Raw genomic sequence first — 22116 nt, forward strand, 5'->3', positions numbered from 1 at the left:
AAACCTCCGCGCCCAGCAACCCGCATCAGAAGTCCCCGTTCAGGAACCGTCTGGCGGCCTCGGCGAACACGCGCGTGCACCGCACGATCTCCGCGACCTCCACGAACTCGTCCGCCTGGTGCGCGATCCACTTGCCGCCCGGCCCGTACACCACCGACGGAATCCCGCCCCAGTGCGTCAGCACGGTTCCGTCCGTAGTCCCCGGCACCCCGCCGTACACCGGCTCCTGCCCGGTCACCGAGCGGTGCGCGGCGGCCAGCGCCGCCACCACCGGGTCGCTGATGGGCACGTCCACCGGCGGCCGGTCCACCAGCGAGGACACCTCCACGGAGATCCCGTCGTGGCGGGCCAGCGCGGCCACCCGGTCGGCGAGTTCCTTGTGGTCGACGCCGGGGATCGTGCGCACGTCCACGAAAACGGAGGCGACCGCGGGGATGACGTTGACCTGCTCCTGCGAGCCGGCCCGCAACACGGTCGGCGTCACGTACACCTCGCCGAGGTGCTCGTGCGCCGGATGCCGCGCCTGCAGTTCCTCCTGCAGCGCGCGCAGGCCCACCAGCAGCGACGCCGCGGCCTGGATGGGGTTGCGGCCGTGTTGCGGCATCGCGCCGTGCGCCATCTTGCCGGTGAGATCGACGCGCAGCCGCAGCGCGCCCTTGGCCACCGCGCAGATCTCGCCCGCCTCGGGCTCGGCGACGATCGCGCCGTCCACGCCGGCGGTCAGGCCGGAGGAGACGAAGTGGTGCGCGCCGAGCATGAGGCCCTCCTCGTCGGCCAGCGCGCACACCTTGATCCGGCCGGGGAACGGGCCCGCGAGCTGCAGGGCGCGGGTGGCGTAGAGGGTGGCGGCCAGGCCGGACTTCATGTCGGCGCTGCCCCTGCCCCACAGCCGGCCGTCGCGGATCTCGCCGCCGAACGGGTCCACGGTCCAGGTGGACAAGTCGCCTTCGGTGACGACGTCCGTGTGGCCCTCGAACATGAGCGTCGGCCCGTCCCCGCCGCCGCCCTCGACGACGGCGACCACGTTCGGCCGGCCGGGCGCGGCCTCGTACACGACCGGTTCCCAGCCCCACTCCCGCATCCTGGCCTCGACGAGTTCGGCGGCGGGCCGCTCGGAGCGGCCCCGCGCCGGGTCGTTGGTGCTGGGGATGCGCACCAGCGCCCGCGTGAACTCCACCACTCCGTCGGCATCGACCTCGATCACAACAACCCCTCCAGAGTCGGTACGGCCCGCAGCAGCTCCCGCGTGTACGGATGCGCTGGCGCGGCCCAGACGTCGTCCACGGGCCCGGTCTCCACGATCCGGCCCCCGCTCATCACCGCCACCGTCTCGCACACGTGCCGTACCACGGACAGGTCGTGCGAGACGAACACGAGCGTGAGCCCGAGCTCGTCCACGAGGTCGGCCAGCAGATTGAGTATCTGCCCCCGTACGGAGACGTCCAGCGCGCTCACCGGCTCGTCGGCGACGAGCACCTTCGGCCGGGGCGCGAGCGCGCGGGCGATGGCGATGCGCTGCCGCTGCCCGCCGGAGAACTGGTGCGGGTAGCGGTCCGCGGCGCCGGCGGGCAGCCCGACCGCCTCCAGCAGCTCCGCCACCCGGTCACCGGCGGGCAGGCCGAGGGCGGTGAGCGGCTCGGCGACGAGGTCGCGCACGCGCATGCGCGGGTCGAGCGAGCTCATCGGGTCCTGGAAGACGATCTGCAGGTTCTCGCGCAGGAAGCGCAGCGCGCGTTCCGGCCTGCCGGTGATCTCCTGTCCGTCGAACCGGATGGAGCCGCTGGTGGGCTGGTCGAGGGCGCAGATCAGGCGCAGGAGGGTGGACTTGCCGGAGCCGGACTCGCCGACGATGCCGTGCCGTTCGCCGCGCCGTACGGTCAGGGAGACGTCGCGCAGGGCGTGGACGGGGGCGCCGGGCCTGGTGAGTGAGGCGCGGGGGCGGCGGTAGACCCGGTTGAGGCCCGCCACCTCAATCAGCGGGGTGCCAGCATGCGAAGGCATGTCCGTCTCCTGTCAGCGCCGGAGTCGTCTCGCAGGTGGGGGTGGCGTGCGGGCAGCGGTTCCTGAACACGCAGCCGCCGGGGAACTGCCCGGCGGCGGGGACGCCGCCCTCGATGACGGGCAGGCGGGTGCCGCGCGGGGTGAGCCGGGAGGCGGCCAGCAGGCCCTGCGTGTAGCGGTGGCGGGGCCGGGTGAAGACCTCGCGCAGAGGTCCCGACTCGACGACGCGGCCGCCGTACATGACCAGGACGCGTTCGCACACCGAGGCCACCACCGCCAGGTCGTGGGTGATGAACAGCAGGGCAGGCGCGACCTCGGCGATCAGCTCCAGCATCTGCTTCTGCACGGTGACGTCGAGCGCGGTGGTGGGTTCGTCGCAGATGAGCAGGTCGGGGCCGTTGGCCAGGGCGATGGCGAGCATGACGCGCTGGCGCTGGCCGCCGGAGAGCTGGTGCGGGTAGGCGCGGGCGATCTGTGCGGGGTCGGGCAGCCGCACCCGTTCCAGCAGTTCGAGGGAGCGGGTACGGGCCTCGTGACCGGGGCGGCCGTGCAGGGTCAGGACCTCGGCGACCTGGCCGCCGATCCGCATGAGCGGGTTGAGCGCGGTCATGGGCTCCTGGAAGACCATGGACATCCGGCCGCCCCGCAGGTCCTTCATGCGGCCCTCCGGCACCCCGACCAGGTCCCTGTCGCCGAGCACGGCCCGGCCGGACGCGGTCACGCCCTCGGGCAGCAGGCCCATGAGTGACAGCGCGGTCAGCGACTTGCCGGAGCCGGACTCGCCGATCAGCCCGACGCGTTCGCCGGGCGCGATGCCGAAGGAGACCTCGTGCACGAGGTCCACGGTGTCCGCGCGTACGGTCAGGTCCTCAACCTTCAGCACGGATCCTCCTGAGCTTGGGGTCAAGGTAGTCGCGCAGGCCGTCGCCGAGCAGGTTGAAGCCCAGCACGGCCAGGGCGATCGCCAGCCCCGGCCACAGGGCCAGGCGCGGGGTGGAGAAGAGCAGTTCCTGCGACTCCTGCAACATCCGGCCCCAGGACGGGATCGGCGGGCGGGTGCCGAAGCCGAGGAACGACAGCGCCGCCTCGGCCAGGATGGCGATGGCGAACGACACCGACGCCTGCACGATCAGCACGGAGGAGATGTTGGGCAGCACGTGCCGTACGGCAATGGCGGGGCGGCGCCGCCCGGCGGCCCTGGCGGCCAGGATGTAGTCGGTGACCATGACCTGGAGCGTGGCGGCGCGGGCCACGCGGGCGAAGGCGGGCACGGTGGCCACCCCGATCGCGATCATCGCGGTGAGCGTGCCGGGGCCGTAGACCGCGCCGAGCATGACGGCCAGCAGCAGCGCGGGGAAGGCGAACACCAGGTCGTTGACCCGCATGAGCAGCTCCGACAACCAGCCGCGCGGCGTCATCCCGGCGACCACGCCGAGCGGGGTGCCGATCACCGCGGCGATGCCGACGGCGACGATGCCGACGTAGAGGGTGGTGCGGGCGCCGACCATGAGCTGGCTGAAGGTGTCGCGGCCGAACTTGTCGGCGCCGAGCAGGTTGCCGCCGCCGGGCTCGCGCAGCCTGCGGGCGGCGTCCACGAGCGTGGGGTCGTGCGGGGTCCAGACGAACGAGGCCAGCGCGGCGAGCACGACGAGCCCGACGAGCGTGCCGCCGATGACGAGCTGGGCGTTCAGCCGGCCGTTCATCGCAACCTCGGGTCGAGCAGGTGGTAGGTCACGTCCACCACGAAGTTGATCAGCAGCACGGCCGCCACCAGCACCATCACCACGCCTTGGACGAGCAGCAGGTCACGCGCCGCGACACCGCCCAGCAGCAGGTCGCCGAGGCCGGGCAGGACGAAGACGCGCTCGATCACGACCGCGCCGATGAGCAGCGTGGCCAGTTGCAGGCCGAGCACGGTGACGACGGGGATGGAGGCGTTGCGCAGCCCGTGCCGCCACAGCGCGCCGGTGCGGCCGCGGCCCTTGGCGCGGGCGGTGCGCAGGTAGTCCTCGCGCATGACGTCGAGCACGGCGCTGCGCACGTAGCGGGTCAGCACCGCGCCCTGCACCAGGCCGAGCGACAACCACGGCAGCAGCAGGCTCCGCAGCCACTCCCCCGGGTCCTCGGCGATCGGCACGTACCCGCCGGACGGCAGCGCTTGGGCCCGCACGGCGAACACGAACACCAGCAGGATCCCGGCCAGGAACGCCGGCACCGCGATGCCGAGCTGGCTGAACGCGCTGATCGTCACGCCGAGCGGGTTGCGGTGGTGCACGGCGGCGAACGTGCCCAGCGGCACCGCCAGCGCCACCGCCACGACCATGCCGCCGCCCACCAGCACGGCCGTGACGCCGAGCCGGTCGCCGATCTGCGGGCCGATGGGCGAGCTGGTCACGTACGAGGTGCCGAAGTCGCCCTGGAGCAGGCCGCCGGACCAGTCGAGGAAGCGCGCCAGGGCCGGCCGGTCGGTGCCGAACTGGCGGCGCAGCTCGGCCACCGCCTCGGGGGTGGCGTTGACGCCCAGCGCGATCTCGGCCGGGTCGCCGGGCAGCAGCGCCATGAACGCGAAGACCGCCACGGCGGCCACGGCGGTGCTCGCGAGCAGCACGGCCAGGCGTTTGAGCAGGTACAGGATCACTGCTTGGTCAGCGCGGTGAAGTCGAAGGACTCCGCGATGGCGTTCTTCGGCAGCCCGGTGACGCCCTTCTTCGCCACGATCAGGTTGGGGAACAGGAACAGCCAGTCGGCCGCGGCGTCGTCGGACAGCAGCTTGGCGGCCTGCTTGAGGTCGTCGGCCTGCTGATCCTCGGTGCCCTGGTCGGCCGACTCGAGCAGCCTGCCGAACTCGGGATTGTCGTAACCGAAGTAGTAGGATTTATCGGCAAATATGCCCATATCCCGGGGTTCGACGTGGTTGATGATGGACAGGTGGTAGTCGCCCTTGGTGAACACCTGGTCCAGCCAGCGGGCGGGGAACTCCAGCGGCTCGATCTCGGCCGTGATGCCGATCTGGGCGAGCTGCGACTTGACGACCTGGGCGCTGTTGACCGCGTAGGGCAGGTTGGGGATGCGCATCTTGACGGAGTAGGTCTTGCCGCCGAGCAACTGCCTGGCCTTGGCCGCGTTGTAGGGGTAGTCGCCCGTGCGGTCCTCGTACCAGGGGTCAGTGGGCGGCACCATCGAGCCGATCAGCTCGCCGCGCCCGGCCCAGGCGGTGTCGAGCAGCACCTTGTGGTCGATGGCGTGCCGGACGGCCTGCCTGACCTGCTTGTCGTCGAAGGGCGGGCGCTTGTTGTTCATCGACAGCACCACCTCGCCGTTCGTGGTGCCCTCGACCGTCTGGAAGCGGCTGGTGTCGGCGAACTGCTGCAGCGACTCGGGCGCCTGCACGCTGGAGATGACGTCGATGCCGCCCGTGAGCAGCGCGTTGTTCATCGCCGTGGCGTCCTTGAAGTATTTCAGGGTGATCGCCGACAGCGGCGGCTTCGTACCCCAGTATGCGGGGTTCGCGCCGAGCTGGATGGAGTCGCCGCGCCGCCAGGAGCCCAGCGTGTACGGCCCGGTGCCGACGGGCTTGTTGGCCAGGTCGGCCACCCCGGTGCGGCTGAACATGGCGCCGAGCCTGGTGGCCATCGAGTACAGGAAGCCGTTGCTGGGCCGCTTGAGCGTGACGACGGCGGTGGCGTCGTCCTTCTTCTCGACCCGGTCGATGACGTCGAACTGGGACTTGATCTTGAGCTTCCAGTCCGTCTTCACCCGGTCGAGCGAGAACACCACGTCGTCGGCCGTGAACGGCGCGCCGCTGCTGAACTTCACGTTCTCGCGCAGCGTGAAGGTGTAGGTCAAGCGGTCGTCCGAGACGTCCCACTTCTCGGCCAGCAGCGGCACGATCTGGCCGTCCTGGTCGAGCTTGACCAGGCCCTCGTAGACGTTGACGAGCAGCGCCTGCGGGATCGCGGCGCCCTCGGTGGAGGTGAAGTCGAGGTTCGCCGGCTCGGCCACGAAGCCGACCGACAGCGCCTGGGCCTTGCCGGTGCCGTCGGAGCCCCTGTCGTCGCCACCGCTGCCGCCACACGCGGCGGTGGCGAGCAGGAGACCGCCCGCGGCGAGCCAGATCCCGATCCGCCCCATGTCTACAGCCTCCTGGCTAGTGTACTGGTCTGACCAGTAGGCTACGCACATTGCCAGGCGGCGACGGCTCGGGTCAAGGGGGCTTGCATGGGTGGTGGTCCACGCTTCGAGCCGGTGCGTGCCGTACGCGCTTACGAGCGGGTCGTGGAGCAGGTCGAGGAGGCCATCGAGGGCGGCGACCTGACCCCGGGCCAGCACCTGCCGAGCGAGCGCGAGCTGATGGTGCAGTTCTCCGTCAGCCGCTCGACCATCCGGGAGGCGCTGCGCGTGTTGCAGGCGCGCGGCCTGGTGCGCTCGCGGCCCGGCGACCCCAACGGCGCGGAGGTGCTGCCCTTCTCCCCCGCCACCCTGCACAAGTCGATGACCACGCTGGCCAGGGTGGCGGAGTTGTCGCTGGCGGAGCTGGTGCAGTTCAGGATGGTGCTGGACTCGGCGGCCATCCTGCTGGCCGCGCGGCTGCGTACCGAGGAGCAGTTGCGGGAGATCTGCGAGGCGGTCGAGGCCCTGCGGGCCGCGGCCGAGGAGGATCCGCGGGGGTTCGGGGCGGCCGACGTGGCCGTGCACGACGCGGTGGCGCGGGCCAGCGGCAACAAGCTCATCCAGATCTGCACCGACGTGGTGCGCTCGATCGTGGTCAAGCTGGTCGCGGAGCGGATCGCCGACGACCCCGACCGACGGGCGCTGATGCGGCGCAGCATCCGCCACCACGAGGAGGTCCTGGCCGCGCTGCGCGCCGGGGACGGCCCGCTGGCGGCCCGGCTGCTGCGCAAGGCGATGTATGACTATTACGCGGATTATGTCGATGAAAGCGAGAGAAGTGCCTTGCGGGCACTGCTGGAGTGATCTGGCCCACAGGGTGTTATGTTGCCGAGGTGGCGCGCTTGGACGGGGACGGGGACGGGCTGAGAGACGCCTTTCTGCGGGAGCCGCGCCGATACACCAGTCACCAGGTCGCCGAGATGGCGGGCGTGCCGGTCTATCGTGCGCGGCGGTTCTGGCGTGCCCTGGGCTTCCCCAACGTGCCGGACGACGCGGTGGAGTTCACCGACCTGGACGTCGAGGCGCTGCGGACCCTGCTCGGCATGGTCACCTCGGGCGTCTACGACGAGGAGCACGTGCTGCTCATCGCCCGCTCGCTGGGCCGGGCCACCACAAGCCTGGCCGAGTCGCAGGCCGAGCTGGGCGCCGAGGCGCTGGACCAGGCGGGCGTGCCGCTGGCCGAGCGGTCGCGGGCCTGGCGCAGGCGGGCCGAGCGGGTGGTGCCGGACCTGGCGCGGCTGCTGGTCTACGCCTGGCAGCGCCAGCTCGCCGCCGCGGCGGGGCGCCTGGCCGACCAGGACATGAGCGCGGTACGGCTGTCGGTCGGGTTCGCCGACCTGGTCGCCTTCACCCGGCTGAGCAGGCAGATCACCGGCAGTGAGCTGGCCAGGCTGATCGACAGGTTCGAGGGGCGCTCGGCCGACGTGGTGACCTCCTCCGGCGGCCGGGTGGTCAAGATGCTGGGCGACTCGGTGTTGTTCGTGAGCGACAAGGCGCACGTGGCGGCGGAGATCGCGCTGCGGCTGGTGGAGACGCACACGCGCGGCAAGGACATGCCGGAGCTGCGGGTGGGGCTGGCCTCCGGGCCGGTGGTCTGGCGCATGGGCGACGTGTTCGGCACGACCGTCAACCTGGCCAGCCGGTTGACCGCGCTGTCGCTGCCCGGCACTATCCTGGCCGATCCGCAGCTCGCCGAGGAGTTGGAGGGCGACCGGGCCTTCCTGCTGCGCGAGGTGAACCGGCTGTCGGTACGGGGGCTGGGCGAGCTGGCGCCGTTCACCGTCAAGCGCGCGGAAACTCCCTGACGTCTTCCGGGCAACCCGGGTCGCGGGCCGATGCGTCACTACCGTCAGCCGACATTCACAGGAGGCACGTCAAGTTGGCTGACAGAGCGATATTTCAAGATTTCGTGGTGTCGAGGTCGGATCGGCTGCTGCGGACCGCGTACCTGCTGACCAGGGACTGGGGCACGGCGGAGGACCTGCTGCAGGAGTCGCTGGCCAAGGCCTGGTTCGCGTGGCCGGGCATTGACTCGCCCGAGGCGTACGTGCGCCGGGTGCTGGTGACCACGTACACGTCGTGGTGGCGGCGGCGCTGGCGCAAGGAGGTGCCCAGCGACGACCTGCCGGAGGGTGTGGTGCACGACACCGTCGGCGATGAGGAGGAGTTGTGGCGGGCGGTGGGCCGGCTGCCGGCCAAGATGCGCGCGGTGATCGTGCTGCGCTTCTACGAGGACCTGCCGGTCGCGGAGGTGGCCCAGGTGATGGGCTGCCAGGAGGGCACGGTCAAGAGCCAGACCGCCAAGGCGCTGGCCAAGCTGCGAGTGGACGAGTCGATCGTGAAGGAGTTGCAGCGATGACCATGGGAGACCTGCGTGAGGTGCTGCGTGAGCGCGCCGACGGTCCTTCGCCCGCGAACCCGCGCCGCCATGACGAGGTCCGGTCCCGCATCCGCGGACGGCGGCGGCGCAGGCGGGCGGCGGCGGGGGCGCTGACCGGCGTCGCGGCGGCGGCGGCCGTCGTGGTCACCGTCTCCCTGCTGCCCGGCGCGTCCCCGGACGACACGACGGCGCTGACCCGGCCGGGGCCCTCGGCGACGAACCCGGCGGAGAAGGGTCTGCCGGAGCGGTTCACCGCGCCCGACGGCACCGAGTATCGGCGCGTGGCCACGGCCGCGATCACCGGCGAGAAGAAGGCGTCGGTCAAGGTCCCGGTCTCCGGGCTGCCCCTGGAGGTGGCCGCGTTGTGCGTCGGCGACCGCGACGCGAATTCGCCGCGGGTCTGGGTCGACGGCAGGTTCGGCCGCGTCGGCGACGGGTTCGGGCCGTGCCGGCCGGACAGGGAGTTGCAGCCGCTGACCGTGCCGGAGGGCGCGGAGCAGGTCACGGTCACGTTCGACACGACCACCTCAGGCAGGGGCTGCGTCAGGAAGGTCAAGGGCGGGCCGTGCCTGGAGGTGCAGAAGAAGGAGGGCGGCTGGCGCCTGGCCGTCTACGAGTGGACGCCGCCCTCGCGGCCGGTCACGCCGGAGCCGGTCAGGGCCTTCCCCGAGCGGCTGGCCGGCAAGAAGCTGGCCGCCACGGCGACGGGCGTCTACCCGCAGGACGACACGATCGAGCTGAAGGTCACGAGCACGACCGGCAGGATCGGTTTCGACCAGCTCTGCTCGGGCGACCTGGCCGACCGCATGCGCTTCACCCTCACCATCGACGGCGAGAAGTCGCCGGCGACGTCGGGGTGCGGCGTGTGGAAGCAGGGAGAGTTCCCGATGGCGATGAGCGAGCATCGGATCCCCAAGGGCAGGGAGGTCACCGTCACCGGGCGGATCGAGATCCAGGGCGAGCACACGAACCGGCCGATCGCGTGGGGCGTCGGGGCCTACCGGGACTGAGGTCGTAAGCTGTGGCGGGCGGAACGAGGAGAGGGGTGGCCGTGGTCGAGCGGGCCGCGATCGGGGACAGGCTGCTGGACGCCGACGCGCGTTCCCTGCTGGGATCCCGTTACGGGCACTTCACCGCCATGCAGGTCAGGGACCGCCGGGTACGCGGTCTCGGCCTGCACCTGGAGCGGCTGGAGACCGCGAGCCGCGAGTTGTTCGGCGCCGGCTTGGACCGGGCGGCGGTGCTCGCCTCGATCCGCACCGTGCTGGGCGGGGACGTGCGTGACGCGAGCGTACGGGTCTACGTCCTGGACGCCGATCCCCCGGCCGTCTTCGCCACGGCGGGCCCGCCGCACGACCCGCTGCCCGGCCCGCTGAGCGTCAGAACGGTCGTCTACCAGCGCTATCTCGCCCACATCAAGCAGGCGACGGGCTTCCAGCAGGCCCACATCCTGCGTACGGCGGGCCGCGACGGTTTCGGCGAGGCGCTGCTGACCACCGAGGACGGCCTGATCAGCGAGGGCTCGATCACGAACCTGGGCGGCTTCGCGGGCGACCGGCTGGTCTGGCCGGACGCGCCGATGTTGCACGGGGTCACGATGCGCCTGCTGGAGCGCATGGACGTGCCGCAGGAGCGCCGCCCGTTGACGGTGGCCGGCCTGGGCGGGCTCGACCTGGTCTTCCTGTGCAACTCCTGGGGGGTGACGGCGGTCGGCAGCGTGGACGGCGTGCCGCTGCGCCAGGACGGGGAACTGCTCAAGCGGCTGCTGGCTTACTACGAGGGCGTCCCGGGCGACCCGCTGGATTGATCTGGGGGCCGGGTGTGTTGCACCCGGATATGACCGCCTACTCGATTCTCGACCGCTCGCTCGTCCGGCGGGGCTCGGACCCCGGTGCCGCGCTGCGCGAGACCGTACGGTTCGCGCGGCAGGCCGAGGAGCTCGGATACCACCGCTTCTGGGTGTCGGAGCACCACAGCGTGCCCGGCGTGGCGGGTTCCGCCCCGACCGTGCTGGCGGCGGCCGTGGCCGCGGCGACCTCGCGGATCCGGGTGGGCACCGGCGGGGTGATGTTGCCCAACCATCGCCCGCTGGTGGTGGCCGAGCAGTTCGGCGTGCTGGAGTCGCTGCACCCGGGTCGCGTGGACATGGGGCTGGGGCGTTCCGTGGGTTTCACGGGCGGCATCCGCAGGGCGCTCGGGCACGGCAAGGACGCGGCGGACGGGTTCGGCGACCAGCTCGCCGAGCTGCTCGGCTATTTCTCCGGCGGGCAGCAGGTGCATCCGGGGGTGCACGCGCTGCCCGCCGAAGGGCTGCGGCCGCAGGTGTTCGTGCTGGCCATGGGGGCGGGGGCGGACATCGCGGCGGCGCACGGGCTGCCGATGGTGATCGGTGGCGGGGCGCGGATGGTGGACGCGGTGGCCCGGTATCGGGCCGGGTTCCGGCCCTCGGTGTGGGCGGCGCGGCCGTACGTCATGGTCGCGGTGGACGTCGCGGTCGGCGCGAGCGCGCGAGAGGCGGCGCTGCTGCAACTGCCCGAGGCGTGGGCCACGGTGCGCTCGCGCACCGGCGGGGACTTCCCGCCGCTCGTGCCCGCCGGGGAGGTGGCCGGGATGGAGATGGGCGCGCGGGAGCGGGCCTATCTGGATGAGTCGCTCAAGGGCAAGATCCACGGTACGGAGGACGAGGTCGCGGTGGCGCTCGGCGCGCTGGTCGAGGCCGGCGGGGCCGACGAGGTGCTGATCACGATGAACACCTACGACCTGGATCGACGACTCGACTCTTATCGGCGGCTTTCGACCGTATTCGCGGGTTAGGATCGCCCGAATATCGTACTGCGTCGATGAAGGGGCACCGTTCACTGGATTTCAGCGGTTCTCAGTGATGCGCCCATTGCTGGGTGAAGGTCCCCGTCTTGCCCGGTTGCCCGGTGCGGGGTTGACGTTTCACAGCCACCGGCCCCGCGTGGCGGGGTCTTCTGGTCGGCTCCGTGTCCGTTTACCGTCTCCGGGCCACTCCCGGCGACGTGTTGCACGAGGGATGCGAGGTTGCGTGCGGCGTTGCGGTCCCGGTCGATCGCGAGTCCGCAGGCCGGGCAGGTGAAGGTGCGCGCGGACAGGGGCAGTTTGGCTTTCACTGTCCCGCAGGCCGAGCACGTTTTGGAGGAGGGGTACCAGCGGTCGGCCACGATCAGCCGGCCGCCGTTCCAGACGGTCTTGTAGGTGAGCTGGCGGCGGATCTCGCCGAAGCCGGCATCGGAGATGGCCTTGGCCAGGCGGCGGTTGCGGATCATGCCGGCCACGTTCAGGTCTTCCACCACGATGGCGCCGTACTCGCGGGCCAGGCCGGTGGTGAGCTGGTGCAGGGCGTCGCGGCGCAGTGCGGCCACCCGGTGGTGTGCCCGGTTGCGTGCGGCGTTGGCGCGTTGCCAGCGGCGGGAGGGTTGCTGGCCGGTTTGCCGGTCCGGGCCTGCCTTCCGTGATACTGCTCGTGCCGCCCGGCGCAGCCTCTTGGACGCGCCGGCCAGGTGCTTGGGGTTGGCGGCGGGTGGCCGGTCGTCGGAGAACGCCGCGAGCGTCCGCACGCCCAGATCGACGCCGACGACCGCGTCCGGGCGGCGCGGCGTGCGGGCGGCGCGGCGTGCGGGCGGCGCGTTCGATGTGCACGCTGAACGCCACCTGCCAGCGGCCCGCCTCCCAGCGCACGGCAGCCGAGGAGATCCGCGCTGACCAAGGTTGGCCTTGATCAACGCCAGAGCCCAGTTGAACACGAAACGCGCCGCCCCGCAGTGCACGGCCAGGGCGCGGGCTTGAGCGGGGGTGGGATCGAGTGCGTACCGGTATGCCTGGACGACCTGCATAACCCTCCCTTTAGCTCACGCTCAGTACTGATGATGTTACCAAGTGATTGCCTGTTCGTGGTGAACCTTGACGGGTTCGTGAACGCCGACCCACGCCACGAGGTGGAGGAGGCCATCTATCAGCATCCGGCCGTCGCCGTGGCGGCGGTGTTCGGGGGGCCGGACGAGAAGTGGATCGAGGCGGTGACTGCGGCGGTCGTCCTGCGCGAAGGGGCGGAACTGACCGCCGAGGAACTGATCGGGTACCTGCGGGAGCGGCTGGCGGCGTTCAAGACGCCCAAACGGGTGGTGTTCGTGCCGGCTCTGCCGAAGAACGCCTCGGGAAAGGTGCTCAAGCGGGAGCTTCGCGAGGCAGTCTAGGGATCAGCCCCGGGGGCGGCGGGCACGATCGTGTATGGCCCGCACGCTGACCGGGCATCCCTTGACGACGACTTCACCTCACGTCCTGAGAGAGGCCGCCAGTGCAAAGCCTGCCCGAGCTCGCCCACCGTACGCTCTTCCGTACGTTGTCCCTGTTGTCTCCCAAGGGGCAAGGGATGGTTCTGCGCCGCTACTTCGACTGGTGGCACCGCACGCCCGACCCGTGGAAGCTCTCGACCGACGGCTACGAGCAGGACAAGTACCGCGCCACGCTGGAGCAGGTGCCCGAGCGGCCGTACCGGCGCATCGTGGAGGTCGGGTGCGCGGAGGGGGTGTTCACGCGGACGCTCGCGGCGACCTATCCCGAGGCCGAGATCATCGGGATGGACGTCTCGGACCGGGCGCTGGAGCGGGCGCGGGAACGGGTGCCGCAGGACGGCGGGCGGGTGCGCTTCGTCCAGGCCGACCTGCTCACCCACGAGCCGGAGCAGCACTACGACCTGGCGTTCATCTCCGAGACGCTCTACTACCTGGGGCGTCACGAGCGGCTGCAGCGGGCCTCGGCGCAACTCGGGGACCTGCTGGTGCCCGACGGGGTGCTGGTGGCGGTGCATCCCTGGCCGGAGGCGACCCGGCTGCACGGCTACCTTGATGAGAACGGGTCGCTGGTGCGGCTGGACGAGCGGGTGCACAAGGATTCGCCCCGCCCGTTCGCGGTCACGGTCTACCAGGCGAAACCCGCCTGAGACCGGTTCAGTTCTTGCCCAGGCGGTCGGCGGCCAGGCGGCGGATCACGCCGCGCTGGATCTTGCCGGTCGCCGTCTTGGGCAGCCCGTCGAGGACCAGCACCTCGCGCGGGCGCTTGAACGAGGCCAGCCCGTCGCGGCAGAAGCCGATCAGCTCCGTGGCGTCCACCTCGCGGCCCGGCGCCGGCACCACGCAGGCCACCGGCTTCTCCAGCCCCTCCCCGTCGATGTAGGCGACGACCGCGCACTCGCCGACCGACTCGTGCTGGAGCAGCCGGGCCTCGACCTCCATCGGCGACACCCAGATCCCGCCCGCCTTGATCATGTCGTTGGAGCGGCCGAGGCAGCGGTAGAAGCCGTCGGTCTCGCGTACGTAGGTGTCGCCCGTGCGCAGCCACTCGCCCTGGAACACCTGGCGGGTGGCGGCCGTGCGGCACCAGTAGCCGGTGGCGATGGAGTCGCCGCGGACGTACAGGTGGCCGGGCTCGCCGTCCGCGACGGGCTCGCCGCGGTCGTCGAGCAGCCTGGCCGCGTAGCCGGGCACGACCGTGCCCGAACTGCCCGGGCGTACCCTGCCGGGGCGGTTGGAGATGAAGATGTGCAGCGCCTCGGTGGAGCCGAGGCCGTCGATGATGTCCACGCCGAACCGGGCGACGAAGCGCCGGTAGATCTCGGCGGGCAGCGCCTCACCGGCCGAGACCGCCAGCCGTACGGAGGCGAAGGCGTCGCCCGGGACGTCCCCCGTGGCGTGCGCGGCCAGGAGCGCGGCGAAGAAGGTGGGGCCCGCGAAGAAGAGCGTGGGCCGTTCCTCCTGCACCCGGGCGATCACGCCCGCCGGGGTGGGCCTGGCCGGGTCGAGCACGGCGGTGGCGCCCGCGGCCAGGGGGAAGAACAGGGAGTTGCCGATGCCGTAGGCGAAGAACAGCCGGGCCACCGACAGGCAGCGGTCCTGCGAGCGGACGCCGAGCACGCGGCGGCCGTAGGTCTCGTAGACGTCCCTGATCGCGCCGTGCCGGTGCATGGCGGCCTTGGGCGCGCCGGTGGTGCCGGAGGTGTAGAGCCACAGGGCCGGTGAGTCGCGCAGCGTCGTGTACGGCGCCGCGGCCGGCCTGCCCGAGCCCAGCACCTCGGCCCAGGAACGCACCTCCTCACCCGGGCTCGTCGGGTCCGCCGGGTCCGCCGGGTCCGCCGGGTCCGCCGGGTCCGCCGGGTCCGCCGGGTCCGCCGGGTCCGCGGTCATGATGAGCAGTGTCGCGTCGGGGGCGGTGGTCATGGCCTCGCGGACCGCCGGGCCGAACTCCGGGGTGGCCACGACCACCCGCGCCCGGCAGTCCCGCAGGAGATCGCCCAGTTCTGCCCCGTTGTACATGGTGGAGACCGGCACGGCGACCGCGCCCATCCGCATGACCGCCAGGATGGTGATCGCGGTCTCCGGCCGGTCGGACATGACGAGCAGGACCCGCTCCTCCGGCCGCACGCCCAAGGTCCGCAAACCGGCGGCCAGCTCCGCGACGTGCGCGGCGAGCTGGGCGTACGTGAGCGTCCCTGCCGGGCCGGTGATCGCGATGTGCTCTCCCCTGCCCGCCTCCACCTGGCGGTCGGTGAGAAAGACGCTGGCGTTGAACGACTCGTCCGTCATGACCGTCCCCATCCGCAGGCGGGCAATGGTAGCCAAATCCTCCACACAGAACCGATGCCTCGTCAATGACTTGTAGTCAGAGGTGGACGTACTCGTAGTCGAAGGGACGGCCGTTGATCCCGCTGCGCGGCGGCGCCACCCAGGCGGCGATCCTGCCCGGCTCGTACACGGGCCGCATCAGCGACCGTACGTGCTCCTTGTCCTCGGGAGTCGGCAACCAGCGGTCGGCCTGCCAGGCGGACTCGGCGAGCACCCGCCCGTCCGGCGAGACGTGGTGGCCGGCGAACGCGCCGACCTTGCGGTTGAAGCCGACGTGCGGCAGGTAGAGCACGGGGTCGAGGCCGTGGCCTGTCAGAATGCGGTTCCAGCGGTTCACCCCGGTCTGGCAGTCGGCGACGTACTCGCCGCGCAGGTCGGCGTTGAGCGCCGTCAGCGCGGGCAGCCGGGACTCGACCACCCGCCCCCGCTCGATCCGCGGCACCACGGCGACCGCCTCGGTGAGCAGGTGGTCGTCCTGGCGGCGCTCCTCCTGCCAGCGTCCCTTGAGCCCGGCCGTGTAGTAGTTGGCCACGTTCGTGGAGGTCTCTCCGCCGAACAGGTCGAGGCTCACGCTGTAGTGGAAGTTGATGTACTTCTGGATGACGTCCAGGGGGATCCCGCCATATTTGCCGATGTCGTCGCTGTCGTGCTCGCGCATGAGCTGCGCCGCCCGCTCCACCACCCGGTCCACGCCCGTGGTGCCCACGAACATGTGGTGGGCCTCCTCCTTCAGCATGAACTCGCACGTACGGCTGAGCGGGTCGAACGCCGACTCCTTCAACGTGCCGAGCTGGTACTTGCCGTCACGGTCGGTGAAGTAGGTGAACATGAAGAACGACAACCAGTCCGGCGTCTCCTCGTTGAAGGCGCCCAGGATGCGCGGCGAGTCCTCGCTGCCCGAGTTGCGCAGCAGCAGCGCCTCGGCCTCGTCCCTGCCGGAGCGGCCGAAGTAGGCGTGCAGCAGGTAGACCATGGCCCACAGGTGGCGGCCCTCCTCCACGTTGACCTGGAAGAGGTTGCGCAGGTCGTACAGGGAAGGGGCGCTCAGCCCGAGCCGCCGCTGCTGCTCGACGCTGGCCGGTTCGGTGTCGCCCTGGATGACGATGAGGCGCTGCAACTCGGCGCGGTACTCGCCGGGGACCTGCTGCCACACCGGCCGCCCCTTGTTCTGGCCGAAGGCGATGCGCCGGTCGGTGTCGCGTTCGGCCAGGAAGATGCCCCACCGGTAGTCGGGCAGCGCCACGTGGTCGAAGTGCGCCCAGCCCTCGCGGCCGACCGCGACCGCCGTACGCAGGTAGACGTCCTGGGTGGGCAGCGCGGGGCCCATCTCCGACCACCACTGCAGGAAGCGCGGCTGCCAGGACTCCAGTGCCCGGCGCAGGCGGCGGTCCTCGGCCAGGTCGACGTTGTTCGGGATGCGCTCGGTGTAGTCGATGCCCATGTCTCAGGTTCGCCTCCTGTCATAGACGGGACGCCGGCCGGTGCCGTAGCTGCGCAGCGCGCCCTCGGGGCCGGAGGCCGACGGGCGGGTGAAGATCCAGTTCTGCCAGGCGGCCAGGCGGCCGAAGATCTTGGTCTCCATGGTCTCGGGGCCGGCGAAGCGGTGGCTGGCCTCCATGCCGGTGAGCGCGTCGGGGCTGAGGGCGGCGCGTTCCTCCAGCGCCAGGCGTACCTCGTCGTCCCAGTCGAGGTCGTCGGGGGCGAAGGTGACCAGCCCCAGCTCCAGCGCCTCGGCCGGGCCGAGCCGCCGCCCCGCCTCCTGCTCCAGTTTGGCCGCCCGGCCCGGCTCGGCGTGGAAGCGGGCGGCCAGCCGGGACAGGCCGTTGCCCATGGGGTAGTCGCCGAAGTTCGCGCCGGAGAGCATGATCGCGCAGGGGTCTTCCGGGTCGTCGAGCATGTACTGGCGGTCGCAGGCCAGGGCCAGCTCCAGCAGCGGGCCCGCGAAGCAGCTGCCAGGTTCGATGAGGGCGATGAGGCTGCGGGCGGTGACGTCCAGGCGTTTCAGCGTGCGCTTGTAGTAGTGCCTGATCTCCTGGCCCGGCCAGCCGGTGGCGTCCGGCTCGGCCGCCGGGACCGCGTCGAGGTCGCCGCGCGTCCTGATCACCCAGGTGCCGCGTTCCTGTTCGTTGGTACGCAGGCGCAGGATCAGGTCGTCAAGCTCCCTGGTCATCCGCAGGAACCAGTCCGCGTCGCCCGCCTCCGGCCCTTGCACGGTGATCGTGACCTGGTGCTCTTCCAGCTCGGCCCGGACCGTCTCGTAGACGTGGCCGTCCGGGCGCAGCGGCGGCAGCGGGACCGGCTCGGCGCCCCTCGGCCGGGGTGAGCGGGCGGCGGCCTCGCGGGCGCGGCGGCGTACCGTCTCCTCGAATTTGCTCGGCGGCACCGCCTCGTCCACCAGGCCCCAGGCCACGGCGGCCTGGCCCCGCACGCCCTCGCTGCGGGTGGCGAACACGTCGGCCAGGTCCCTGCGCACCCCGCGCTTGTCGGTCAGGCGGGTCAGGCCGCCCGTGCCGGGCAGCACGCCCAGCAGCGGCACCTCCGGCAGGGACACCGCCGTGGAGCCGTCGTCGACCAGGATGATCCGCTCGCAGGCCAGGGCCAGCTCGTAGCCGCCGCCGGCCGCCGTGCCGTTGACGGCGGCGAGGTAGGTCTGGCCCGAGCAGGCGGTGGCGTCCTCGATGGCGTTGCGGGTCTCGTTGGTGAACTTGCAGAAGTTCACCTTCCAGGGGTGGGAGGACTGGGCGAGCATGCGGATGTTGGCGCCCGCGCAGAACACCTTGTCCAGGCCGCCGGTGATGACCACCGCGCGGACCTCGGGATGCTCGAAACGCAGGCGCTGTACGGCGTCGTGCAGCTCGATGTCCACGCCGAGGTCGTAGGAGTTGAGCTTGAGGTCGTACCCGGGGGCCAGGCCGGCGCCCTCGTCCACCTTCAGCACGATCCAGGCGATCTCGCCGTCGGTCTCCAGTCTGAGGTGGCGGTATCTGCCTGGATCGGTGTCGAAGGACGCCTCTGGCTGTCCGGTCATGCATTAAGTTCAACAATTCAGAGGTGGCACGTCAAGCTTCTGTAGAGCTTTCTGTCGGACGGCGGTCCAGCGCCTGCGCCCACTTCACGGCCACGGCGGCCACCTGGACGAGCTCTTCGCGCAGGCGTCGCGGGTCCGACTCGGCGAACGCCTCCATCACCTCCTCCTCCAGGATGTGCCGCCAGGTCAGCGCCCCGGCCTCGGCCGCCTTCCCGGTCAGCCGCCTGGTCAGGTCCGACTCGAACGCCGCGGCGTCGCCGCCGGTGCCGTCGGGCAGCACCTGCATCCCGAACCGGCGATCCTGCGCCGCCCGCTCGGCCGCCACCTCGGCCAGCACCCGGGCCAGCGAGCCCGGCACCCCCGCATCCCCGTCATGTGTCATGACCCTCAGTCTCGCGCACCCCCGCCTGCTGGTGGGCGGGCTCACTGGTGGGGCGGGCTTATCGGTGGGACGGGCTTATCGGTGGAGCGGGCTTCGGTGGAGCGGGCTTATCGGTGGGACGGGCTTATCGGTGGAGCGGGCTTCGGTGGAGCGGGCTTATCGGTGGAGCGGGCTTATCGGTGAGGTGGGCGGAATACGGGGCCCAGGTTGGTGTGGCCGGAGCAGACGTGGTCGCGGAACGAGCGGGCGGCCGGGGTCAGGCGCTCCCCCACGGGCCAGCTCACCCCGATCGTCCTGAACAGCGGGGGCGACAGCGGGATCTCCACCACGCCCCCGCTGTTCGGCACGGCCGGGGCCTGGTCCTGGCGGGGCAGGATGGCGACGCCCAGCCCGGCCGCCACCAGCCCCCGCACGGTCTCCGACTCCTGGCCCTCGAACGCGATCCGCGGCTCGAACCCGGCCGCCGCGCACAGGTCGTCGGCGATCTGGCGCAGGCCGTACCCGTGTTCGAGGGTCACCAACTCCTCCCCCGCCAGCTCCCGCGCCCGTACCCGCTTCCTGGCCGCGAAGCGGTGCGACGGCGGGACGGACAGCACCAGCTCCTGGTCGGCGAGCGGGCGGCTGACCAGCTCCGGGTCGTCCAGCGGCATGGGGGCGACGAACACCAGGTCGATCTCGCCCTCGCGCAGGGCGTCCAGCATGCCCTGCCGCGAGCCCTGCGCGAGGCTGAAGCGGATGCCGGGGTTGCGCTCGCGGAAGCCGCCGATGAGGGACGGGACCAGGGTGCGGCCCAGCAGGTGCAGGAAGCCCAGGACGATCCGGCCGCTGCCGGGGTCGATCTCCTCGCGCACCTCGCGGGCGGCGGCGGTCACGGCGCCGAGCGCGCGGGCGGAGGCGGCGGCCAGGGTGCGGCCCGCCCTGGTCAGGCGGATGCCGCGGCCGGAGGGGAGCACCAGCGGCGCGCCGACCAGGTCGGCCAGGGCGGCGAGGCGGCGGCTGGCGGTGGGCTGGGGGATGCCGAGAAGTTCGGCCGCGCGGGTCACGTGGCCGGTCTCACCGACGGCGGCGAGCAGCGCGAGTGCCGGGGCCAGGCGGGCGGCCAGCCGGTCATCGGATTCATCCATCACAGTATGAATTATCGCCCATCGCCGTATTAGACGTATTTATTAGCCTTGCTTAGCGTCTGAGGGGTGGCGGTTCTCGAAGCTTCTTCTCCGCCCGTCGCCGACACGCGGCGGGTCAGTGCGGCCGTGGCGGCGGCCGGGTTGTCATCGTTCGCCCTGCTGTACGCGCCGCAGCCGGTGCTTCCCCAGCTCGCGGCGGCCTACCGGCTGGATCCCGGCAGCGCCTCGCTGGCCATCGGGGTGGCGACGGCCTCGCTGGCCGTGGCGGTGCTGCCGCTGGCCTGGCTGGCCGGGATCGTGGGGCGGCGGCGGGTGATCCTCTGGTCGGTGCTGGTGTCGGCGGTGATCGGGCTGCTGCTGCCGCTGGCGCCGTCCTTTCCCGCGCTGCTGGTGATGCGGGGCGTGCAGGGGGTGGCGATCGCCGGGTTCGCCGGGGTGGCGGCGGCCTACCTGGCCGACCAGGTCGGCACGGCGCGGCTGGCCGGGGCGGTGGGGGCGATGATCGCGGGCAACTCGGTCGGCGGGATGCTGGGCCGGCTCGGCGCCGGCTTCGCGGCCGAACCACTGGGCTGGCACGGGGCGCTGGTGGCGGTGGCCGGAGTATCCCTGGTGTGCGCGATCTTCACAGCCGTCACGCTCCCGGGAACACAGAAGGCGAGCTCGCCCGGTCCGGCCGCCGGGGACGGTTTGCCTGATGGGCGGGTGCGGTTGGGGTTTGGGCTGGTGGCGCCGGTGGCCGTGGGGGCGCTGGGGATGGGGGCGTTCGTCGCCCTGTACAACGCCGCCGGGTTCCGGCTGGCCGCGCCGCCGATCGAGCTCGCCCCGGCCGCCGCCTCCCTGGTCTTCCTGTCCTACGCCCTGGGCACCGTCACCTCCGCCGCCGCAGGACGGCTGGCGGACCGCCTGGGCAGGACGCCTGCGCTGGTCACGGCCCTGGTCGTGACCGTGGCGGGATCCGCGTTGACCGCCGCTCCCTCACTGCCCGTGATCGCGCTCGGCTTCGCCGTGCTGACCGGCGGGTTCTTCGCCGCGCACGCCATCGCCAACGCCTGGGCCACCGCGGACGCGCCGCCGCCCGCCCGGGGCAGGGCCGCCGGCATCTACACGCTCTGCTACTACCTGGGCAGCGGCGTGGGCGGCACGCTGGGCGGCATCGTGTACGGCCACGCGGGCTGGACCTGGCTGATCGTCATGACCTCGGCCTGGCTCCTGCTGGCCGCCCTCACCGTCCTGCTGGTCCGCCGCGTCCGCCGCCGTCCCGTCCCCGCCTGATCGCTCTTCTCAGGACCTCACGGAGCACTCCAGCGAGTCGGTCAGCCAGCCCACCGTCGCGCCGATCGTGGCCTTCTCACCGCTCACCTCTCCCACCAGCCGCCAGTAACGGCGTACGCGCGGATCGCGGTCGGACTCCACGAAGCTCAGCAGCTCGCTCCGGAAGGCGGGGGTGTCGCCGATGCGCCGTACCGCGGCGTGGGCGGCCACGAACCGGTCCAGCTCCGGCCCCTCCCGAGGCGGCTCGCCGGCGATCACGTACGGCTCGGCCAGCACGACCGCCTCGCCGACGCCGTTCATCAGCTCGCTCTCGTCCCCGATCAGCCGGGCGTTGGCCAGGGCCCTGGCGCGCAGGCCACGCGTCAGCGACCGGTCCCCGACCAGGGCGACGAGCTCCGCGTACGCGACCACCTGCGGCGGCGTCGGGTCGAAGGGCGGCTGGGGCACCGCCATGGACAGGAACGAGGCGAAGATCCCGTCGGTGACGGGCGAGACCATCTGCTGCCGCCAGAACTCCACCAGCACCTCACGGGCGGCGACGGCGTCCTCCACCACGGCCAGCAATTCCAGCCTGGCGGCCCGTTCGGCGGGCAGGGCCTCCTCGACGGCCCGCAACGACGCCCGCCGCCAGGCCAGCTCGGCCAGCCGCACATCGAGCTCGGCCCGCTCGGCGGCCACGGCGTCGGCCATGGAGCGTTCGCCGCCGATCACCTGGGCGATCGCGGCCAGGCCGAGCCCGAGCCCGCGCAACCGCCTGACCAGGCCGAGCCGCTCCACCGCGCCCTGGTCGAACCTGCGGTGACCCCCGGTGCTGCGTACGGAGGCGATGATGCCCTCGTCGCAGTAGAAGCGGATGGTGCGCACCGAGACGCCCGTGAGCCGGGACAACTCCCCGATCCCGAGCGTTTCGTCGCGTAAAAGCACTTGAACCCCCAGCGGAACTGGATGCCACCCTTGTTGGCCGGAGAGGCACCTCCATGTACATGCTCCCCGATCTCGGCCGTACCTGGCCGGCGGGGGCACCGGCCACCACCGACGGCGAGGCATCGTGAGCGGCAAGACGGCACTGGGTGATCGGATGAAGGCGTACGAGGCGGTCACCCGAACGCGACTGCCGC

22 protein-coding genes are annotated in these 22116 nt (G+C 71.8%); 9 read left to right on the forward strand and 13 right to left on the reverse strand.

Features of this window, described 5'->3' with window-relative positions; all coding sequences use genetic code 11:
• Window positions 1-25 precede the first annotated feature (25 nt).
• The 6 genes from AB0I81_RS03915 to AB0I81_RS03940 are packed head-to-tail and all read right to left on the reverse strand — an operon-like array spanning window position 26 to window position 6132.
• Window positions 26-1204: a M20 family metallopeptidase gene (locus AB0I81_RS03915; protein WP_360649405.1), complete on the reverse strand. Its 1179-nt coding sequence runs from the start codon at window positions 1202-1204 to the stop codon at window positions 26-28.
• Window positions 1201-2001, reverse strand: coding sequence for an ATP-binding cassette domain-containing protein (locus tag AB0I81_RS03920; RefSeq protein WP_360649408.1), 801 nt, complete (start codon window positions 1999-2001; stop codon window positions 1201-1203). Before AB0I81_RS03920 ends, AB0I81_RS03915 begins: the two co-directional genes overlap by 4 nt.
• Window positions 1970-2884 carry an ABC transporter ATP-binding protein gene (locus AB0I81_RS03925; protein ID WP_360649411.1) on the reverse strand — a complete coding sequence of 305 codons (915 nt, stop codon included), beginning with the start codon at window positions 2882-2884 and terminating at the stop codon, window positions 1970-1972. The genes AB0I81_RS03920 and AB0I81_RS03925 overlap by 32 nt, the downstream gene beginning before the upstream one ends.
• On the reverse strand, window positions 2871-3704 hold the full coding sequence (locus AB0I81_RS03930; protein WP_360649414.1) for an ABC transporter permease: 834 nt from the start codon (window positions 3702-3704) through the stop codon (window positions 2871-2873). The genes AB0I81_RS03925 and AB0I81_RS03930 overlap by 14 nt, the downstream gene beginning before the upstream one ends.
• On the reverse strand, window positions 3701-4639 hold the full coding sequence (locus AB0I81_RS03935) for an ABC transporter permease (protein WP_360649417.1): 939 nt from the start codon (window positions 4637-4639) through the stop codon (window positions 3701-3703). Before AB0I81_RS03935 ends, AB0I81_RS03930 begins: the two co-directional genes overlap by 4 nt.
• Window positions 4636-6132 (reverse strand): ABC transporter substrate-binding protein, encoded by a 1497-nt coding sequence (locus AB0I81_RS03940; RefSeq protein WP_360649420.1) that lies wholly within the window; start codon window positions 6130-6132, stop codon window positions 4636-4638. The genes AB0I81_RS03935 and AB0I81_RS03940 overlap by 4 nt, the downstream gene beginning before the upstream one ends.
• A gap of 87 nt (window positions 6133-6219) precedes the next feature.
• On the opposite strand from AB0I81_RS03940, the gene AB0I81_RS03945 reads away from it, so the two are divergent.
• The 6 genes from AB0I81_RS03945 to AB0I81_RS03970 all read left to right on the forward strand — a co-directional run bounded on the left by AB0I81_RS03945 (window position 6220) and on the right by AB0I81_RS03970 (window position 11365).
• Entirely contained in the window at window positions 6220-6975 is a 756-nt protein-coding gene (locus AB0I81_RS03945) for an FCD domain-containing protein (protein WP_360649423.1), read from the forward strand.
• 29 nt (window positions 6976-7004) lie between these two features.
• The gene (locus AB0I81_RS03950) at window positions 7005-7976 is read left to right on the forward strand and encodes an adenylate/guanylate cyclase domain-containing protein (RefSeq protein WP_360649426.1); all 972 of its coding nucleotides are present in this window, start codon (window positions 7005-7007) and stop codon (window positions 7974-7976) included.
• A gap of 74 nt (window positions 7977-8050) precedes the next feature.
• The gene (locus tag AB0I81_RS03955) at window positions 8051-8530 is read left to right on the forward strand and encodes a SigE family RNA polymerase sigma factor (RefSeq protein ID WP_360649429.1); all 480 of its coding nucleotides are present in this window, start codon (window positions 8051-8053) and stop codon (window positions 8528-8530) included.
• Window positions 8527-9561: a hypothetical protein gene (locus tag AB0I81_RS03960; protein ID WP_360649432.1), complete on the forward strand. Its 1035-nt coding sequence runs from the start codon at window positions 8527-8529 to the stop codon at window positions 9559-9561. The genes AB0I81_RS03955 and AB0I81_RS03960 overlap by 4 nt, the downstream gene beginning before the upstream one ends.
• 35 nt (window positions 9562-9596) lie before the next feature.
• Window positions 9597-10358: an aminotransferase class IV gene (locus tag AB0I81_RS03965; protein WP_360649435.1), complete on the forward strand. Its 762-nt coding sequence runs from the start codon at window positions 9597-9599 to the stop codon at window positions 10356-10358.
• Between the two features lie 14 nt (window positions 10359-10372).
• Complete coding sequence (locus AB0I81_RS03970; RefSeq protein ID WP_360649438.1) at window positions 10373-11365, forward strand: LLM class flavin-dependent oxidoreductase; 993 nt, start codon at window positions 10373-10375, stop codon at window positions 11363-11365.
• A gap of 41 nt (window positions 11366-11406) precedes the next feature.
• Here the strand turns inward: AB0I81_RS03970 and AB0I81_RS03975 are convergent, their stop codons facing one another.
• Window positions 11407-12408 carry an RNA-guided endonuclease TnpB family protein gene (locus AB0I81_RS03975; RefSeq protein ID WP_360649442.1) on the reverse strand — a complete coding sequence of 334 codons (1002 nt, stop codon included), beginning with the start codon at window positions 12406-12408 and terminating at the stop codon, window positions 11407-11409.
• A gap of 57 nt (window positions 12409-12465) precedes the next feature.
• On the opposite strand from AB0I81_RS03975, the gene AB0I81_RS03980 reads away from it, so the two are divergent.
• Both AB0I81_RS03980 and AB0I81_RS03985 read left to right on the forward strand, forming a co-directional pair.
• On the forward strand, window positions 12466-12768 hold the full coding sequence (locus AB0I81_RS03980; RefSeq protein ID WP_360649445.1) for a hypothetical protein: 303 nt from the start codon (window positions 12466-12468) through the stop codon (window positions 12766-12768).
• Window positions 12769-12944: 176 nt separating this feature from the next.
• Window positions 12945-13514 (forward strand): class I SAM-dependent methyltransferase, encoded by a 570-nt coding sequence (locus AB0I81_RS03985; protein WP_360649448.1) that lies wholly within the window; start codon window positions 12945-12947, stop codon window positions 13512-13514.
• Between the two features lie 7 nt (window positions 13515-13521).
• Here the strand turns inward: AB0I81_RS03985 and AB0I81_RS03990 are convergent, their stop codons facing one another.
• The 5 genes from AB0I81_RS03990 to AB0I81_RS04010 form a co-directional block, all read right to left on the reverse strand.
• Window positions 13522-15153 (reverse strand): benzoate-CoA ligase family protein, encoded by a 1632-nt coding sequence (locus AB0I81_RS03990; protein WP_360649451.1) that lies wholly within the window; start codon window positions 15151-15153, stop codon window positions 13522-13524.
• A gap of 76 nt (window positions 15154-15229) precedes the next feature.
• Window positions 15230-16633 carry a benzoyl-CoA 2,3-epoxidase subunit BoxB gene (boxB, locus tag AB0I81_RS03995; protein ID WP_360649454.1) on the reverse strand — a complete coding sequence of 468 codons (1404 nt, stop codon included), beginning with the start codon at window positions 16631-16633 and terminating at the stop codon, window positions 15230-15232.
• Between the two features lie 3 nt (window positions 16634-16636).
• Window positions 16637-18220, reverse strand: coding sequence for a 2,3-epoxybenzoyl-CoA dihydrolase (boxC, locus tag AB0I81_RS04000; RefSeq protein ID WP_360649457.1), 1584 nt, complete (start codon window positions 18218-18220; stop codon window positions 16637-16639).
• A 31-nt stretch (window positions 18221-18251) separates the two neighbouring features.
• Complete coding sequence (locus AB0I81_RS04005) at window positions 18252-18602, reverse strand: hypothetical protein (RefSeq protein ID WP_360649460.1); 351 nt, start codon at window positions 18600-18602, stop codon at window positions 18252-18254.
• A gap of 173 nt (window positions 18603-18775) precedes the next feature.
• Window positions 18776-19726 (reverse strand): LysR family transcriptional regulator, encoded by a 951-nt coding sequence (locus AB0I81_RS04010; RefSeq protein ID WP_360650188.1) that lies wholly within the window; start codon window positions 19724-19726, stop codon window positions 18776-18778.
• Between the two features lie 66 nt (window positions 19727-19792).
• On the opposite strand from AB0I81_RS04010, the gene AB0I81_RS04015 reads away from it, so the two are divergent.
• Window positions 19793-20998, forward strand: a complete 1206-nt coding sequence (locus tag AB0I81_RS04015; RefSeq protein WP_360649463.1) for an MFS transporter — start codon at window positions 19793-19795, stop codon at window positions 20996-20998.
• 9 nt (window positions 20999-21007) lie between these two features.
• On the opposite strand, the gene AB0I81_RS04020 is transcribed toward AB0I81_RS04015, so the two are convergent.
• Window positions 21008-21922, reverse strand: coding sequence for a MerR family transcriptional regulator (locus AB0I81_RS04020; protein ID WP_360649466.1), 915 nt, complete (start codon window positions 21920-21922; stop codon window positions 21008-21010).
• Between the last annotated feature and the right edge of the window lie 194 nt (window positions 21923-22116).

This window comes from Nonomuraea sp. NPDC050404, from assembly GCF_040655495.1.
GTDB lineage: Bacteria > Actinomycetota > Actinomycetes > Streptosporangiales > Streptosporangiaceae > Nonomuraea.

What these genes read in the sequence shown, in the direction of transcription:
- AB0I81_RS03945 (WP_360649423.1), top strand. Translation starts at nt 6,220, where the DNA reads ATGGGTGGTGGTCCACGCTTCGAGCCGGTGCGTGCCGTACGCGCTTAC.
- boxB (WP_360649454.1), bottom strand. Translation starts at nt 16,633, where the DNA reads ATGGGCATCGACTACACCGAGCGCATCCCGAACAACGTCGACCTGGCC.
- boxC (WP_360649457.1), bottom strand. Translation starts at nt 18,220, where the DNA reads ATGACCGGACAGCCAGAGGCGTCCTTCGACACCGATCCAGGCAGATAC.
- AB0I81_RS04010 (WP_360650188.1), bottom strand. Translation starts at nt 19,726, where the DNA reads ATGGATGAATCCGATGACCGGCTGGCCGCCCGCCTGGCCCCGGCACTC.
- AB0I81_RS04005 (WP_360649460.1), bottom strand. Translation starts at nt 18,602, where the DNA reads ATGACACATGACGGGGATGCGGGGGTGCCGGGCTCGCTGGCCCGGGTG.
- AB0I81_RS03975 (WP_360649442.1), bottom strand. Translation starts at nt 12,408, where the DNA reads ATGCAGGTCGTCCAGGCATACCGGTACGCACTCGATCCCACCCCCGCT.
- AB0I81_RS03930 (WP_360649414.1), bottom strand. Translation starts at nt 3,704, where the DNA reads ATGAACGGCCGGCTGAACGCCCAGCTCGTCATCGGCGGCACGCTCGTC.
- AB0I81_RS03990 (WP_360649451.1), bottom strand. Translation starts at nt 15,153, where the DNA reads ATGACGGACGAGTCGTTCAACGCCAGCGTCTTTCTCACCGACCGCCAG.
- AB0I81_RS03940 (WP_360649420.1), bottom strand. Translation starts at nt 6,132, where the DNA reads ATGGGGCGGATCGGGATCTGGCTCGCCGCGGGCGGTCTCCTGCTCGCC.
- AB0I81_RS03960 (WP_360649432.1), top strand. Translation starts at nt 8,527, where the DNA reads ATGACCATGGGAGACCTGCGTGAGGTGCTGCGTGAGCGCGCCGACGGT.
- AB0I81_RS03920 (WP_360649408.1), bottom strand. Translation starts at nt 2,001, where the DNA reads ATGCCTTCGCATGCTGGCACCCCGCTGATTGAGGTGGCGGGCCTCAAC.
- AB0I81_RS03985 (WP_360649448.1), top strand. Translation starts at nt 12,945, where the DNA reads ATGGTTCTGCGCCGCTACTTCGACTGGTGGCACCGCACGCCCGACCCG.